Here is a 15,921-nt window from a genome sequence, read left to right on the forward strand (position 1 = left end):
GACGCCGCGCCGGCGATGAATGCGGCGTCAGCGCGGTCGCGCGTACACCGTGATCTCTTCGCGGTCGTGATACAGCTGGCGCGCGCGCACGATCAACGGGCGATGGGTCTGATGCTCGAACAGCTCCAGGCACACGCGCGTTTCCTCCCAGCGCTTCTTCATCGGCAGCTTGAGGTTGAAGATGGTTTGCCGGCACCAGCCCTCGCGCAGCCAGGTCGCCATGCGTTCGGCCACGCGGCTGGGCTGTTCGACCATGTCGCAGACCATCCAGTCGACGGTGCGGCGCGGCTGCCATTGGAAGCCGTCGGCGCGCAGATGATCGACGCGGCCGCTGTCGAGCAGGGCCTGGCGCAGCGGGCCGTTGTCGACCGAGGTCACCTTCATGCCGTTGCGCATCAGCACCCAGGTCCAGCCGCCGGGTGCCGCGCCCAGGTCGGCGGCCTGCATGTTGTCGCGCACCAGGCGCTCGCGCTCTTCGTCGTCCAGCAGCGTCAGCAGCGCTTCCTCCAGCTTCAGCGCAGAACGGCTGGGCGCGTCCGGATGCATGCGCAGCCGCGGAATGCCCAGGGGCCAGGGCGAGGCGTCGCGGGTGTCGGCCACCGCGACCACGGCATGGTCGCCTTCGAGGAAGATCACGTGCAGGCGCGGCCGGCCCGCATCCGGCTGATGCGTAAGGCGCCCGGCCTTGCGCAGCGCGGGGCGCAGCGCGTTGGCGAAACTGCGCGCCAGCCCGGCCAGCGGCTTGCCGGCGTCGGAATCGGGGTGTTCCACCCACAGCTCGCCGTACAGCGCCGGGATGTCGCCGGCGTCGGCGCTGGCGTCCAGCGCGGCCAGGATCGGGGTGATGCGGTCGCGCGGATCCAGCCCGCGCAGATCGGCCACGCGCAGCAGCTTCTGGCGCGCGAAGATCAACCGCGACAAGGGCAGGGCGCGGGCGAGGGCGGCGGCGTTCTCGCACAGAAACTCGACGTAGCCGCTGCCGCGCTCGGTGCGCGCGTAGCCGGGGTGACCGGCGTTGGCCGCGCGTTCGCCGAGTTCGGCCGCGAGCTCGGGCTCGAAGCCGGCGCGGCACCAGCAGAACAGGGCGGAATCGGTCATGGCGGCGGTCGGCTGGGGCTAGTGGGGGGAGTGAAGCACAGACAGTGCGGCTAGAGCGGTGACGCGGCGGCATTCACGCTGGGGCGGTGGAGCAATGCGTTGATGCAGGCGGGGTGAAGAGGAGGGTGCGTAGAGCGTTGGAGCGAGAGTCGTGAGAGATGGCGCGCGTTGACCTGCCAGTGCAAACCGTCGTTCGTCGCGACGGGTGCGTCCGGCGACGGCACCACCCATCCCGTCATTCCGGCGAAAGCCGGAACCCATGTTGCCGTTGCTTGGATCAACGAGGGAGCGAAAGCGAAATGGGTTCCGGCCTTGGCCGGAATGACGGAGGTAGGAAGTCGCGGGATAGGGTCAGCAAGGCGCGATCCGATCCACCGCTTCGGTCAAGCGCAACCGAGCGCGGCAACCGGACGCGCCGACATCAGTACGCCACGCCGCTCTCGCCGTAACGCCGCAGCACCTCGCGCGCGGCCTCGCGGTGCAGGTCGCGGCGCACCGCGATGCCGCGGCGTTCGAGTTCGCCGATCCAGTCCGCCGGCAGCGGGCCTTCGTCGAACTCGGTCAGCGCCATCACGTCTTCCGAGCGCGCGCCGATCAGCAGGGTGTCGATGCCGGCCCAGAAGCTGGCGCCGTAGCACATGCAGCAGGGCTGGGCCGAAGTCGCCAGGGTCATGGCGCCGGTTTCGTTGAGGCGGTAGCGCGCCGTCGCCGCCTGCGCGGTCATGAAGGCCATCATCTCGGCGTGCGCGACCGAACAGGTCTGCGGCACCACACGATTCACGCCGACGCCGACCACGCGGCCTTCGCCGTCGAACACCGCGGCGCCGAACGGACCGCCGCTGGCCAGATCGATATTGCGACGCGACAACTCCACCGCCAGCGCGACCTTGTCCTCGTCGCTGACGTAGCGGCGCTCGCGGTCGACCGCGGCGTCGATCCAGTCCGGCAGCAGCAGCTCGACCCGGGTCTGCAGGAGGACGGCGCTCACATCGGTACTCCGTGCTGCGCGGCGACGCCGCGGCACTGGCCCTGCACGCAGGCGCAGCCGGCGATCACCGGCGCGCCGCAGATCGACATCTTGCCTTCCTTCGCGCACTGCGCCATCACCGCCGACGGATCGGCGGGGCTGCCGCGGTTGACGCAGGCGTTGAACTGGCCGCAGCAGTTGCCGACGTTCTTGACCACGCAGTCGTTGTCGCTGGCGCAGCTCAGGTCCATGGCGATCGCCACCGGCTCCAGCGCGTCGGAATGCTGGCCGGGCGTCGGGAACTGCGCGACCGGCGGCGCCGCGGGTTCCGGCGCGGCCGGAGTCGCGGCCGGCGTGGCCGCGTCGGCGGCCGGCGCGGGCGTCGGCGAGGAGGTCTGAGCGGTACAGGCGGCCAGCAACGCCAGCAGCAGGCAGCCCAACAGCAGTACGGCGAGTCGGCGCATGGTCATGCCTCTCAGGCCTTCGCGGCCCAGGTGTCGCGCAGGGTCACGGAGCGGTTGAACACCGGGCGCTCGGCGCTGTGGTCGTAGCGGTCGGCGACGAAGTAGCCCACGCGCTCGAACTGGAACGCGGTCTCGGGCGCGGCCTGCGCGGCCGAAGGCTCGACATAGCCGGTGGTGGTGGTGCGCGAGTTCGGGTTGAGGTGGTCCTGATAGGTCTTGCCGTCGCTGTCGTCGTCCGGCGCGGCGACGTCGAACAGGCGGTCGTACAGACGCACCTCGGCGGCCACCGCGTGGCGCGCGCTGACCCAGTGGATGGTGCCCTTGATCTTGCGGTCGGCGCCGGCCATGCCGGGACGCGATTCCGGGTCCAGCGTGCCGCGCAGTTCGACGATCTGGCCGGCCTCGTCCTTGATCACTTCGTCGCAGCGCAGGATGCCGGCGCCGCGCAGGCGCACTTCGCCGCCCGGAATCAGGCGCTTGTAGCCCTTGGGCGGCACTTCCTCGAAGTCCTCGCGCTCGATCCACAGCTGGTTGGAGAACGGAATCTGGCGCGCGCCGAAGCGCTCGTCCTTGGGGTGGTTGGCGAAGTGCAGCGATTCCTCGTGCGCGTCGTCCAGGTTGGTGATGACCAGCTTCAGCGGATCGATCACCGCCATGCGGCGCGCGGCGGCCGCATCGAGGTCCTCGCGCAGGCAGCCTTCCAGCACCGAGTAGTCGATCACCGAATTCTGCTTGCTCACGCCCAGACGCTCGGCCCACAGGCGCAGCGACGCGGGCGTGTAGCCGCGGCGGCGGATGCCCTGCAGGGTCGGCATGCGCGGATCGTCCCAGCCGTCGACCAGCTTTTCCTGCACCAGCACCATGAGCTTGCGCTTGCTCATCACGGTGTAGTTGAGGTTGGCGCGCGAGAACTCGATCTGGCGCGGGATCGCGGCCTCGTTCGGGTAGCCCTTGGCCAGCAGCGGCGCCAGCAGTTCGGGCGAGTTCGGCAGGTCGACCTTGGCCACGCACCAGTCGTACAGCGGGCGGTGGTCCTCGAATTCCAGCGTGCACAGCGAATGGGTGATGCCTTCGCAAGAATCGCTGAGCGAATGGGCGAAGTCGTACATCGGATAGATCGGCCAGGCGTCGCCGGTGTTCTGGTGCGCGACCTTCTTGATCCGGTACAGGGCCGGATCGCGCAGGTTGATGTTGCCCGAGGCCATGTCGATCTTGGCGCGCAGCGTGCGCGCGCCGTCGGCGAACTCGCCGGCGCGCATGCGCGCGAACAGGTCCAGGTTCTCCTCGACGCTGCGGTCGCGGTAGGGCGAGTTGCGGCCCGGCTCGGTGAGGTTGCCGCGGTAGGCGCGCACTTCCTCGGCGCTGAGGTCGCAGACGAAGGCGTCGCCCTGGCGGATCAGCTTCTGCGCGGCCAGGTAGAACACGTCGAAGTAGTCCGAGGCGTGGCGCAGCTCGGCCCAGTCGAAGCCCAGCCAGCGCACGTCTTCCTGGATCGCCTCGACGTACTCGGGGTCTTCCTTGGCCGGGTTGGTGTCGTCGAAGCGCAGGTTGCAGCGGCCGCCGAACTCGCCGGCGATGCCGAAATCCAGGCAGATCGCCTTGGCGTGGCCGATGTGCAGATAGCCGTTGGGTTCGGGCGGGAAGCGGGTGCGGATGGCCGCGTGCTTGCCCGAGGCCACGTCCTCGCGAACGATTTGCCGGATGAAGTCGTTCTTGACCGGTGCGGCGGAGGGGTCGGCGGCGACTTCGTGGGCGGGTGCGGGCTCAACGGACATGCGGCAGCTACAGGCAGGGGAGAACGCCCAGTTTAGCCGCTGGCGGCGGTCCTTGCCGGCTCCGCACGCCGCGGCGTGCGGTGGAACGGCCGCGCAGCCGGACGATTTTGACGATCGCGGCGCCGACGCGGCACGCGCCGTTCCTGTCCCGCGCCTGGCCGGGTGCGTCGCGCGCCAGCGCCGCTGCGTGCGGGCGGCGTATGCTGACCGCGGACCCGAATGGCCCCGGAGGCCGAAGGATCGGACGATGCAGGTCGTCTACGAAGCCGCCAATCTGATCGACGCCCATCTGGTGCGGCATGCACTGGAAGCGCAGGACATCCCGGTGTTTCTCAAGGGCGAAGCCCTGCTGGGCGGCGTGGGCGAATTGCCGCTGTTCGGCATGGTTCAGGTCTGCGTGCCGGAGGCGGCCTGGCCGCAGGCGCGCGATATCGTCGAGCGCCTGTCGCTGGGCGAGGCGCCGCAAGCCGACGCCGTTCAGGACGACGAGCCCGATCCCGGCGCGGCCGGCTGGTTGCCGGCCTGAGCGATAGCGCGACGCTGGGCGTGGATGGGGCGCGTGCGTGATGCGCGTTGTCTTCAGTCGGAAATCCCGACTCCCGTCGTCCCCGTTTCTCGCGCCGCCCCGATATCCCGTCATTCCGGCGAACGCCGGAACCCCTGTTGATCTTCGCTCTACGCCCCGGCCGGCCCGATGCCGGACTTTTAATCGTTCCCCACCCGCAGGACCCGCATGCACTCCATCCAAGCCCTGATCCGCGACGTCGCCGACTTCCCCAAGCCCGGCATCGTGTTCCGCGACGTCACGCCGCTGCTCGCCGACGCCGGCGGCTTCGCGCGCTGCATCGACGCGCTGGCCGAGCCCTGGCAGGGCAGCCAGGTGCAGGCGGTATGCGGGATCGAGTCGCGCGGCTTCATCTTCGGCGCGGCGCTGGCGCAGAAGCTGCACGCCGGCTTCGTGCCGCTGCGCAAGCCGGGCAAGCTGCCGCCGCCGCTGGTGTCGGTGGACTACCAGCTCGAGTACGGCAGCGACCGCCTGCAGGCGCGCAGCGATGCGCTGCGTCCGGGCGAGCGCACCCTGATCGTCGACGACGTGCTGGCGACCGGCGGCACGCTGGCCGCGGCGCGGTCCTTGGTGGAGCAACTGGGCGCGCAGTTGGTGGGGGCGTCGGTGCTGATCGAGCTGGAAGGCCTGGGCGGCCGCGCGCGCTGGCAGGGCGAGGCGCCGCTGCGTTCGCTGTTGCGGTACTGACCTGCGCGGTGCGCATGAGTCGAGCGCGTTCGCGCTTCGCGCTCATCCCTCGCCCCAACCCTCTTCCGTAAACGGCAGAGGGGGTGGGGTGAGGGCCGCGCCCCCGCGATCCACCTTGAAACCCGCCCGGCCACCCGCATCTGATTGCTACGGAATCCCCGTGGCAGAGCAGGAGTCGCAGATGTTGGGTATCGGCGCCTACAAACAGCGTTTGCCGCAGCCGCAAGACGCGCTGCCCGGGCGCGAACACGCCCTGCCGCTGCACGATGCCCATTACGTGCACGGCCGTCCCCTGCGCGGCGGTCCGGATGCGTTCGCCGGCCTGGCGCAGGTGCAGTTCGGCATGGGCTGCTTCTGGGGCGCCGAGCGCAAGTTCTGGTCGCTGCCGGGGGTGGTCACTACCGCGGTCGGTTATTCCGGCGGCTACACGCCCAATCCCACCTACCGCGAAGTCTGCAGCGGCCAGACCGGCCACACCGAGGCGGTGCTGGTGGTGTACGCACCGGCGCAGGTTTCGTTCGAGTCCTTGTTGCAGACGTTCTGGGAAAGCCACGACCCGACCCAGGGCATGCGCCAGGGTAACGACACCGGCACCCAGTACCGTTCGGCGATCTATTGCAGCGACGAGGCCCAGTACCGCGCCGCGCTGGCCAGCCGCGAGGCCTTCCAGCAACGGCTGCGCGCTGCCGGTTACGGCGACATCACCACCGAGATCGTGTTTCCGGCGCCGACGTTCTATTACGCCGAAGACGAGCACCAGCAGTACCTGGCCAAGAACCCGACCGGCTACTGCGGCCTGGGGGGCACCGGCGTGAGCTGCCCGATCGGCGTGGGCGCCTGAAGCGGGGTCGAGCGACGTCCGGTGCGCTGAGCCGCAGGCGAACCGCACACTACGCGCTGTCCCGCATGGCGACGATGCGGTTGCCGCTGCCTCCTGGATCTTAGCTTCGCGCCCCCGCGCGGCGTACCGGCTTGGACGGCTTGGACGGCTTGGACGGCTTGGGCGGCTGCAGAAGCGCCTGCGGCAGCTTGCGCAGCTCGGCGGCCAGTTCGCTCAGAAACCCCGCCATTGCCGAACTGCGCCGCCACAGCATCGCGATCTGCCGGTGCGGCGCCTCGCCGCGAAAGCGCAGCAGTTGGATATCCGGCGAGGCCGGCACCGGCGGTTGCACCGCCAGCATCGGCAACAGGGTGATGCCGACGCCGGCCGCGACCATCTGCCGCAGCGTTTCCAGGCTGGTCGCGCGGAAGCCGTCGCGTTCGTCGGCGCCGGCCAGCCGGCACACGTCCAGGGCCTGGTCGCGCAGGCAGTGGCCTTCCTCCAGCAGCAGCAGGTGCTGATCGTCCAGGTCGTGCAGCGACAGCGAGTCCTGCGCGGCCATCGGATGTTGCTGCGGCACGGCCAGCAGGAAGGGCTCGTCGAACAAAGGCTCGATATGCAGTTGATCGTCGTGCACCGGCAGCGCGAGCAGGCCGGCATCGAGGCGGCCGTCGCGCAGGCGGGCGAGGATCTGGTCGGTCTTCTCCTCGACCAGCAGCAGTTCCAGGCGCGGGAAGCGCTTGCGCAGGCCGGGCACCACATGCGGCAGCAGGTAGGGCCCCAAGGTGGGGAACAGGCCCAGACGCACGGTGCCGGCCTCCGGATCCTGGCTGCGGCGCGCGATCTCGCTCATCTGTTCGACGTCGGCGATCACCTTGCGCGCGCGCTCGGCGATGTCGCGCCCGACCGGCGTCAGCATCACCCGTCGCGGCGCGCGCTCCACCAGCGACACGCCCAGTTCGTCCTCGAGCTTCTTGATCTGCGTCGAGAGCGTGGGCTGGCTCACGAAACTGGCGGCGGCGGCGCGGCCGAAGTGCTTGTGATCGGCCAGGGCGACCAGATATTTGAGGTCACGCAGGTTCATGCGGGCGGCTCAGGCTACGGAAAGAATGTTCATTGATGTAGGCTATTGCCATAATAGGAACAATTCATTTCAGTAATCAAATGCTGTCCTGCAACATAGCCTCATCGGATGCGGTCCGCGGCATCCAACCCCCTACGCTTACCCCTTCCATCCGTTAATCAAGGAGTTCTCCGCATGCTTTCCATCGGCGAAAAGTTCCCGAAATTCAAGGTCAAGGCGACCGTCGGCATCGAAAGCCTCGACAGCGCCTTCGCCGACATCGACAACGACACCTACAAGGGCAAGTGGCTGCTGGTGTTCTTCTACCCGAAGGACTTCACCTTCGTGTGCCCGACCGAGATCAAGGGCTTCGGCGACCTGAACCAGCAGTTCCTGGACCGCGATTGCCAGGTCCTGGCCGCGTCCACCGACAGCGAGTTCGTGCACCTGGCCTGGCGCAAGGACCACAAGGACCTGCGCGACCTGCCGTTCCCCATGCTGGCCGACATCAAGAAGGACCTGACCTCGGCGCTGGGCATCCTCAGCGAAGACGGCGTGGCCCAGCGCGCGACCTTCCTGGTCGATCCGGAAGGCATCATCCGCTTCGTCTACGTCACCGACGGTTCGGTCGGCCGCAACCCGCAGGAAGTCCTGCGCGTGCTGGACGCCCTGCAGACCGACGAGCTGTGCCCCTGCAACTGGAACTCGGGCGACAACACGCTGAAGGTCGCCTGATCCGTCAGTCGGATCGGCGAGCCAGGCCGCGGATCTCCGTGGGTCGCGGCCGGCTCCGACCTCGGCGCCACCGTCCGGTTTCACCTGCGCCGCCCGCCTAGGCGTTCGGCGCAGATCTCTTCAGGCACCACCCGCATGCGGGCCGGTTTCACCCCCGGCTCTCCCCTCCCTCCCATGCGGGATGCCCACAGCCGGGGTTCGCCCCGGCTGTTTTTATCGCAAGGCCCCGTCGCCTCCGCGCCGCGCACTGCGCCGCGTCGCGCGAACGCGCCCGTCGTCCGCCAGCCGCAGGCCCAGCGCCGCACGCCAGCCAACGCCGACGCCGCGGGCCGGCCTTCCCCCGATACGCACAGCCAGGAGTCATCCGATGAGCCTTTCCGATCTTCGCAACGCGCTGCCCGACTACGCCAAGGACCTCAAGCTCAACCTCGACAGCGTGCTCAGCGACGCCGGTTCGCAGGGCCTGGACGGCAAGCGCATCCGCGCCATCGCGCTGGCCTGCGCGATCGCTTCGCGCTACCAGCCGCTGACCGCCGCGATCGAAGCCTTCGCCGCCGAGCAGCTGTCGGCCGAGGAAATCGCCGGCGCCAAGGCCGCCGCCGCGATCATGGCGATGAACAACATCTACTACCGCGCCACCCACCTGATCCAGAACGAGGAGTACGGCCAGCTGCGCGCCGGCCTGCGCATGAACGTCATGGCCAACCCGGGCATCGACAAGATGACCTTCGAGCTGGCCTCGCTGGCGGTGTCGGCGATCAACGGCTGCGGCGCCTGCATGGACTCGCACGAGAAGGTGCTGCGCAAGCACGATATCAGCGCGCAAGGCGTGCAAAGTGCGCTGAAAATTGGTGCCGTAGTGCACGCTGTTGCCGTGACCCTGGAGCAGCACGCGGCCTGATCCCAGGCGCGTACGCCCCCGTCCGGATGCGAGCTCGTCTCGCCCGACGACCGCCGGTCCGTGCCGGCGGTCGTTGTTTTTTGCGCGCCGCAGCGCGGTCGGACGGCCCCGCTCGCGTAGCATGTGCGGCTGGATTCGCCGGGCGCGGAGCGCACCGGCTCGCAACCGCCCGGGAAGGACACCGCCGATGAACCGCATCGATCTGCTGCTGCGCGAAGCCAGGACGCGTCTGGACGACGGCGCCGAGGCCGAGCTGTTGCTGGCCCACGCACTGGGCAAGCCGCGCAGCTGGTTGTTCGCGCACGGCGACGACTTGATCGCCGAAGAACTCGCGCGCCGCTACCGCGCTCTGGTCGCGCGCCGCGCCGACGGCGAACCGGTGGCCTATCTGCTCGGCCAGCGCGGCTTCTGGAGCTTCGACCTGCGCGTCACGCCGGCCACGCTGATCCCGCGCGCTGAAACCGAATTGCTGGTGGAGCTGGCGCTGGCGCGCCTGCCCGCCGGACGCATCGCGCGCATCGCCGATCTGGGCACCGGCAGCGGCGCGATCGCGCTGGCGCTGGCGCGCGAACGCCCGGCCGCGCGCGTGATCGCCACCGACGCCAGCGACGAAGCCCTGGGCGTGGCCGCCGACAATGCGCGCGCGTTGGCGCTGGGCAACGTCGAGTTCCGCAACGGCGACTGGTACGCGCCCCTGGACGGCGAACGCTGCGACCTGATCGCCAGCAACCCGCCCTACATTTCCGAAGACGACGCCCATCTGGAACAAGGCGACCTGCGCCACGAACCGCGCACCGCGCTGGCCTCGGGTGCCGACGGCCTGGATGCGATCCGCGCGTTGGCGTCCGGTGCGCTCGCGCATCTGCAGCGCGGCGGCTGGCTGCTGATCGAACACGGCTGGGAGCAGGGCATGGCGGTGCGCGGCCTGCTGCGCGACGCCGGACTGGTCGAAGTGGCCACCGAGCGCGACCTGGAAGGCCGCGACCGCGTCACCCTCGGGCGCGCACCGGCCGATTGAAGCCGCGCTACGGCGGCGCTCGCATACGGTATCGCCCGCGCGCCGCGGCTGGGTAGACTCGACCCATTCCGTCAGCGAGATTCGCACGATGCGCACGCTTTATCCCGAGCTCGAACCCTACGACGTCGGCACCCTCCAGGTCGACGATCGCCATACCCTGTATTACGAGCAGTGCGGCAACCCCAACGGCAAGCCGGTGGTGCTGCTGCACGGCGGGCCGGGCGCGGGCTGCAGTCCGAAAATGCGCCGTTTCCACGACCCGGCCAAATACCGCATCGTGCTGTTCGACCAGCGCGGCAGCGGACGTTCCACGCCGCACGCCGACCTGGTCGACAACGGCACCTGGGATCTGGTCGCCGACATCGAGCGTCTGCGCGAACGCCTGGGCATCGCGCGCTGGCAGGTGTTCGGCGGCTCCTGGGGTTCGACCCTGGCGCTGGCCTACGCCGAAACCCATCCGCAGCAGGTCACCGAACTGGTCCTGCGCGGCATCTTCATGCTGCGCCGCTGGGAACTGGAATGGTTCTACCAGGAAGGCGCCTCGCGCCTGTTCCCGGACGCCTGGCAGCACTATCTGTCGGCGATTCCGCCGGTGGAGCGCCACGACCTGATCAGCGCCTACCACCGCCGCCTGACCAGCGACGACGAGGCCCAGCGCCTGGCTGCAGCGCGCGCCTGGAGCGTGTGGGAAGGCGCCACCAGCTTCCTGCACGTGGACGAGGATTTCGTCAGCGGCCATGAGGACGCCGCGTTCGCGCTCGCGTTCGCGCGCATCGAAAACCACTACTTCGTCAACGGCGGCTTCTTCGAGGTCGAGGACCAACTGCTGCGCGACGCCCACCGCCTGGCCGGCATCCCCGGCACCATCGTTCACGGCCGCTACGACGTGGTCTGCCCGGTGCAGAACGCCTGGGACCTCAAGCAGGCCTGGCCCGGCGCCGAGCTGACCATCACCCCGGCCTCCGGCCACTCGGCCTTCGAGGCCGAGAACGTCGACGCCCTGGTGCGCGCGACGGATCGCTACGCCGCGGCCTGAGCCGCCGGGCGCGCCCGCCAGGGGCCGCCCCATCACGTGAACCGGCACGGCCGGCGGAGCGATCCGCCGGCCGTTTTCGTTTGCGGGCCCGTCGGGCGGCCGTGCAAGCGCTACGAGGCCGCCACAACGCACTCCGCCCCGCTAGGTGCGCCGCGGCTCACGGTGCCAGCGGCGTGGCCCGACCGCTCGCATACGCCGATGTCCTCGTCGGCGGCCTGTTCGCGATTTTCCAATTAGGTCGCAAGAACTGCGTCGCCAAATGCGCGTAACGTCGCAAATGCGTCGACAAAGGCACTGGTTATGTGTGCCAGCGCCATCCGTGAATTATGTTATTCAGAAATATATGTCCTGATTAGGTTGATTCATGCCGGTTCCGGTGCAAGTATTCGCCGCGTAGGGGTAGGGCTTCGGGCGTGCAATTGCGTTGCGTCGCGCCCGGATTTGGCAGTGACCGCGGTAGGCCTTGGGCGGGCCGGCGCGGAGAAGGGGGTTCGCACCAATGAGAGGCCCGTTTTGACTTTCGGTCGTTTGCTTGCGGCCATCGCCCGGCGTCTGCCGGGCCACGGGGCAGGGTTGGACCTGGCGCCGCTGAAGGGGCTGCGGGTGGAGCGCGTCGGCCGTGCGCTGAATTGCGTGGCCGAACATGAAGACCCGCAGTTCGGCCTGCATCCGCAGGCCGGCGCGACGCTGCCGTCCCCTGGCTGGCACCTGTTGGACCTGCGCTTCGAGGTCGGCGAAGGCGACATCGTCGCGCCCTGCCTGTACCCGGATTACGGCCAGGGCCAGAGCGAGGCCACGCGGATCGAACTCGCGGAGCCCACGCGGGCGGGCGAACGGCTGCGCACGGTGGTGCTGATCCAGCGGCCGCTGAGCGCGCTGCGCTTCGATCCGACCCAGTGCGCGGCCACGTTCCGCCTGAGCGGTTTCCGCCTGCGGCGGATTTCGCGACCGCGCGCGGTGATGGAAATGCTGATCGGCATTCGGCGCGGCCGTCGCGAATGGCTGGGGGGCGACGCATTCGCCGCCGCGATGGAGTTCCTGACGTCCTGCTGGAACCGGCGCGCGAGTGCCGGCGCGGACGCCTTGAAGCAGCGCTACCAGCAGGCCCTGAGGCGGCAGGCGCAGTCCTATCGGCAGTGGATCGCCCTGTTCGACCGCCGCACCCGCGCCGCTGCGCCGCGCGCGAGTCGGCGCGCCGACGCGCCGCTGATCTCGGTGGTGCTGCCGGTGCGCGATCCGCCGCTGCGCTGGCTGCGCCGGTGCCTGGACAGCGTGCTGGCGCAGAGCCATCAACGTTGGCAGCTGTGCGTGGTCGACGATGCTTCGTCTTCGTCGGAAGTTCGCAGCCTGCTGCGCGACTACGCCCGCCGCGACCGCCGTATCTGCGTGCAGTTCCGGGAACGGCATGGCCACATCTGCCATGCCAGCAACGACGCGATCGATCTGGCCCAGGGCGATTGGCTGGGCTTCCTCGATCACGACGACGAACTCAGCCCGGACGCGTTGCACGAAGTCGCGCAGGCGATCGAGGCCCATCCCGGCGCGCGCCTGCTGTACTCGGACGAGGACAAGATCGACGAATCGGGCCGCCGCTACGACCCGCATTTCAAACCGGCGTGGAACCCGGACCTGCTGCGGGCGCAGAACTACTTCTGCCACTTCACCGTGATACGCGCCGACCTGGTGCGCGCGGTCGGCGGCCTGCGCCCGGGCTACGAGGGCGCGCAGGACCACGACCTGGCGCTGCGCTGCGTCGAAGGCCTGCGCGACGACGAAATCGCGCACATTCCCAAGGTGCTGTACCACTGGCGCGCCACCGCCGGCTCGACCGCGCGCGGCAGCGATCATAAACCCTACGCACTCGAAGCGGGCCGGCGCGCGGTCGAGGAGCATCTGGCGCGGATCGGGCGCCGCTCCGAAGTGGTGGTGACCGGCCACGGCTACTACCGCGCGATGCGTACGCTGGGCGCGGCCGCGCCGCGGGTGACGGTGATCGTGCCCACGCGCGACCGCGTCGACCTGCTGCGCACCTGCGTCGAAAGCGTGCTCGAACGGACCGATTACCCGGACTTCGAGCTGATGGTGATCGACAACGGCAGCGCCGAAGCCGAAACCCTGGCCTACCTGGAACTGCTGCGCGGGCGCGAGCGCGTGCGCGTCGTCGACTGCCCGATGCCGTTCAACTTCTCGGCCATCGTCAACCACGGCGTGCGCCAAGGCACCGGCGAACTGCTGTGCCTGTTGAACAACGACACCGAGGTGTTCGCCGCCGATTGGTTGAACGAGCTGGCGTCCCACGCCGTGCGCGAGGAAGTCGGCGCCGTCGGTTGCATGCTGTATTACCCCACCGACACCATTCAGCATGCCGGCGTGATCCTGGGCGTGGGCGGCGTCGCCGGACACGTCCATCTCAACCTCTACCGCGGCAGCAACGGCTATCTCGGCCGCGCCGGCGTCGTCCACAACCTCAGCGCGGTCACCGGCGCCTGTCTGGCGGTGCGGCGCAATGTGTTCGACCAGGTCGGCGGCATGGACGAAAGCCTGGCGGTGGCCTTCAACGACATCGACCTGTGCCTGCGCATCGATGCGCTGGGCTATCGCAACGTCTGGACGCCGTTCGCCGAGCTCTACCACCACGAGTCCGCCAGCCGCGGCCACGACATCACGCCGGAGAAACGTGTGCGCTTCCAGGCCGAGTGCGAGGCGATGCGCCGGCGCTGGGGCGAACTGCTGTTCGACGACCCCGCCTACAACCCCAACCTGTCGCTGGACAGCCATCACTTCGAACTGGCCTTCCCGCCGCGCACCCGGGCCAGCCGGGTGGCGCGCGCGCGTCCGCTTCCCCAACCGGTAACCTCATGACCCTGCTGTTCGCTCATCTCGCGCAAAGCCTGCGCCGTCCCGATCACTGGATCTACGGCAGCTGGGTCGACACCCTGGTGAAGTATCGCAAGACGCGCTTGGGCGCGGTGTGGATGCTGGTGCCGATCTCGGTCTACGTCTGGGGCGTCGGCGGCTTCATGGCGACGCTGCAACCGGGCATCGATCCCAAGCGCTATCTGGCGCATGTGGGCGTGGGTTTCCTGCTGTTCCGGATGATTTCGGCGGTGCTCACCGATGCGACGTCGGTGTTTGCCAGCTATCAGTCCTACATCTACGACGGCCAGTTGCGTCTGACCGACTTCGTGTTGCGGATGCTGGCGCGATCGTTCTACTACTTCCTGCTGTCGCTGCCGATCGTGGCGGTGGTCGCGGTGGCGTCGCCGACGTTCTCGATCGCGGGCGCGCCGGCATCCCTGCTGGGCCTGCTGCTGGTGCTGGTCAACCTGTTCCTCTACGGCACCTTGCTGGGCATCCTCGGCGCGCGTTTGCCCGATCTGAGCGAGCTGATGGGCAGCGCCATGATGGCGGTGTTCCTGATCACGCCGATCGTCTGGTATCCGGAGGCCGCGCCCGAGGGCACCGTGCAGGGCGCGTTGATGCGCGCCAATCCGTTCCACCACCTGCTGGCGGCGGCGCGTGCGCCGGTGCTGGGCGAAGCCATAGAGCCGGTGACCTGGGCCTACCTCGGCGTCATGACGGTGTTGGGCCTGATCGCCGCGGCCTGCGTGTACCGGGTCGCGGCGCGCCGCGTTCCGCTGTGGCTGTGAGGAGCGCGCCATGACCGTATTCCTGCGTGCTCACGATATCTCCCTGGACCTGCCGCTGGACCTGCAGCGCGCCGGCGCCGACGGCGCCGGCTTCAAATCGGCGCTGGGCGGCAGCGTGCGCCGCTACGCCCGCGTGCTGTCGCAGATCGACTTCGCCGCCCACGAGGGCGACCGCATCGCGGTGATGGGGCTCAACGGCGCCGGCAAGACCACCTTGCTGCGCGTGCTCAACGGCGCCTTCCCGCCCAGCCGCGGCAGCGTCGAGCGCCACGGCAGCGTGCAATCGCTGCTGAACTCGATGCTGGGGTTTTCCGAGTACGCGTCGGTGGCCGAGAACATCCTGCTGCGCGGCACGGCGATGGGTTTGCGCCGGCGTCAGTTGGAAGCCGTGGCCAGCGACATCCTGGAATTCGCCGGCCTGCGCGACCGCGCCAGCTACCGCCTGCACACCTTGTCCGCCGGCCAGCGCACGCGCCTGGGCTTTGCCATTTCCACCGCGGTCCAGCCCGACATCCTGTTGATGGACGAGTGGATAGGCACCGGCGACGCCGCCTTCATCGAGCGCGCGCGCGATCGCATGCTGGGGCGTTTCCACAACAGCCGCATCGTGGTCCTGGCCAGCCACGGCACCGACCTGCAAAAGCGCCTGTGCAACAAGGCCCTGGTGCTGGACCAGGGGCGCATGCGCCATTTCGGCGATATCGACCAGGGCATGGCGATCTACCGCGAGATCGTCGCGGGCGCCAGCGCGGAACTGCGCGCGCAAGCCGTCGCGCAGGATCCGCTGCTGTTCGGCGACACCCGCGGCCTGATCGAGCGCATCAGCGTCCGGGGCCGCACGGTGGAGGTCGAGGGCTGGGCCATCGGCGAACACGGCCGCGAGGTCGAGGTGCTGCGCGTCGAACTGGACGGCCTGAGCCAGGTGCTGGAGCGCTTCGATCGCGTCGGCAGGGACGACGTGCTGCGCGCGATGGGCAAGCGTGCCGGTCGCTTCGGATTCCGCTTCACCGTCGATCACGAGCACGCGATCGACGCAGGCGGCATCGCGGCGCGTTTGCGGGTATCGGCGGGGCGCAACGTCGGGCAGTTGAGCCTGCCGCTGGGTATGGCGCCCGGCGGCGTGGTGGAGGCGGCATGAGTAC

Annotated in this window: 15 protein-coding genes; 10 read left to right on the plus strand and 5 right to left on the minus strand. The window is 69.2% G+C overall.

Annotation, left to right across the window (positions count from 1 at the left end):
• Window positions 1-27: 27 nt before the first annotated feature.
• The 4 genes from rlmM to LVB77_RS06215 all read right to left on the minus strand — a co-directional run bounded on the left by rlmM (window position 28) and on the right by LVB77_RS06215 (window position 4,304).
• On the minus strand, window positions 28-1,098 hold the full coding sequence (rlmM, locus tag LVB77_RS06200) for a 23S rRNA (cytidine(2498)-2'-O)-methyltransferase RlmM (RefSeq protein WP_232909315.1): 1,071 nt from the start codon (window positions 1,096-1,098) through the stop codon (window positions 28-30).
• Between the two features lie 421 nt (window positions 1,099-1,519).
• On the minus strand, window positions 1,520-2,086 hold the full coding sequence (locus LVB77_RS06205) for a nucleoside deaminase (protein ID WP_232909316.1): 567 nt from the start codon (window positions 2,084-2,086) through the stop codon (window positions 1,520-1,522).
• Window positions 2,083-2,529: a hypothetical protein gene (locus tag LVB77_RS06210; RefSeq protein WP_232909317.1), complete on the minus strand. Its 447-nt coding sequence runs from the start codon at window positions 2,527-2,529 to the stop codon at window positions 2,083-2,085. Before LVB77_RS06210 ends, LVB77_RS06205 begins: the two co-directional genes overlap by 4 nt.
• 11 nt (window positions 2,530-2,540) lie before the next feature.
• Entirely contained in the window at window positions 2,541-4,304 is a 1,764-nt protein-coding gene (locus LVB77_RS06215) for a glutamine--tRNA ligase/YqeY domain fusion protein (RefSeq protein ID WP_232909318.1), read from the minus strand.
• Between the two features lie 247 nt (window positions 4,305-4,551).
• Between LVB77_RS06215 and LVB77_RS06220 the strand changes: the two genes are divergently transcribed.
• The 3 genes from LVB77_RS06220 (at window position 4,552) to msrA (ending at window position 6,397) form a co-directional block, all read left to right on the plus strand.
• Window positions 4,552-4,830: a DUF2007 domain-containing protein gene (locus tag LVB77_RS06220; protein WP_232909319.1), complete on the plus strand. Its 279-nt coding sequence runs from the start codon at window positions 4,552-4,554 to the stop codon at window positions 4,828-4,830.
• A gap of 207 nt (window positions 4,831-5,037) precedes the next feature.
• On the plus strand, window positions 5,038-5,556 hold the full coding sequence (locus LVB77_RS06225) for an adenine phosphoribosyltransferase (protein ID WP_232909320.1): 519 nt from the start codon (window positions 5,038-5,040) through the stop codon (window positions 5,554-5,556).
• Between the two features lie 181 nt (window positions 5,557-5,737).
• Window positions 5,738-6,397 carry a peptide-methionine (S)-S-oxide reductase MsrA gene (msrA, locus tag LVB77_RS06230; protein WP_232909321.1) on the plus strand — a complete coding sequence of 220 codons (660 nt, stop codon included), beginning with the start codon at window positions 5,738-5,740 and terminating at the stop codon, window positions 6,395-6,397.
• Window positions 6,398-6,497: 100 nt separating this feature from the next.
• Here the strand turns inward: msrA and LVB77_RS06235 are convergent, their stop codons facing one another.
• Window positions 6,498-7,460 carry a LysR substrate-binding domain-containing protein gene (locus LVB77_RS06235; RefSeq protein WP_232909322.1) on the minus strand — a complete coding sequence of 321 codons (963 nt, stop codon included), beginning with the start codon at window positions 7,458-7,460 and terminating at the stop codon, window positions 6,498-6,500.
• A gap of 174 nt (window positions 7,461-7,634) precedes the next feature.
• Here LVB77_RS06235 and LVB77_RS06240 point away from each other — a divergent pair, with 174 nt between their 5' ends.
• From LVB77_RS06240 to LVB77_RS06270, 7 genes are all read left to right on the plus strand, one after another.
• Window positions 7,635-8,174, plus strand: a complete 540-nt coding sequence (locus tag LVB77_RS06240) for a peroxiredoxin (protein ID WP_055900689.1) — start codon at window positions 7,635-7,637, stop codon at window positions 8,172-8,174.
• A gap of 367 nt (window positions 8,175-8,541) precedes the next feature.
• Window positions 8,542-9,075 (plus strand): carboxymuconolactone decarboxylase family protein, encoded by a 534-nt coding sequence (locus LVB77_RS06245; protein ID WP_232909323.1) that lies wholly within the window; start codon window positions 8,542-8,544, stop codon window positions 9,073-9,075.
• Between the two features lie 187 nt (window positions 9,076-9,262).
• Complete coding sequence (gene prmC, locus LVB77_RS06250; protein WP_232909324.1) at window positions 9,263-10,093, plus strand: peptide chain release factor N(5)-glutamine methyltransferase; 831 nt, start codon at window positions 9,263-9,265, stop codon at window positions 10,091-10,093.
• Between the two features lie 88 nt (window positions 10,094-10,181).
• The gene (gene pip, locus LVB77_RS06255; protein WP_232909325.1) at window positions 10,182-11,129 is read left to right on the plus strand and encodes a prolyl aminopeptidase; all 948 of its coding nucleotides are present in this window, start codon (window positions 10,182-10,184) and stop codon (window positions 11,127-11,129) included.
• Window positions 11,130-11,642: 513 nt separating this feature from the next.
• A complete protein-coding gene (locus LVB77_RS06260) occupies window positions 11,643-13,991 on the plus strand; it encodes a glycosyltransferase family 2 protein (RefSeq protein ID WP_232909326.1) in 2,349 nt (782 codons plus the stop codon).
• Window positions 13,988-14,779: a hypothetical protein gene (locus LVB77_RS06265; RefSeq protein WP_232909327.1), complete on the plus strand. Its 792-nt coding sequence runs from the start codon at window positions 13,988-13,990 to the stop codon at window positions 14,777-14,779. Before LVB77_RS06260 ends, LVB77_RS06265 begins: the two co-directional genes overlap by 4 nt.
• A 10-nt stretch (window positions 14,780-14,789) precedes the next feature.
• Entirely contained in the window at window positions 14,790-15,917 is a 1,128-nt protein-coding gene (locus LVB77_RS06270) for an ATP-binding cassette domain-containing protein (RefSeq protein ID WP_232909328.1), read from the plus strand.
• Window positions 15,918-15,921 lie beyond the last annotated feature (4 nt).

The sequence above is a fragment of the Lysobacter sp. 5GHs7-4 genome (assembly GCF_021284765.1).
Taxonomy (GTDB): Bacteria; Pseudomonadota; Gammaproteobacteria; order Xanthomonadales; family Xanthomonadaceae; genus Lysobacter.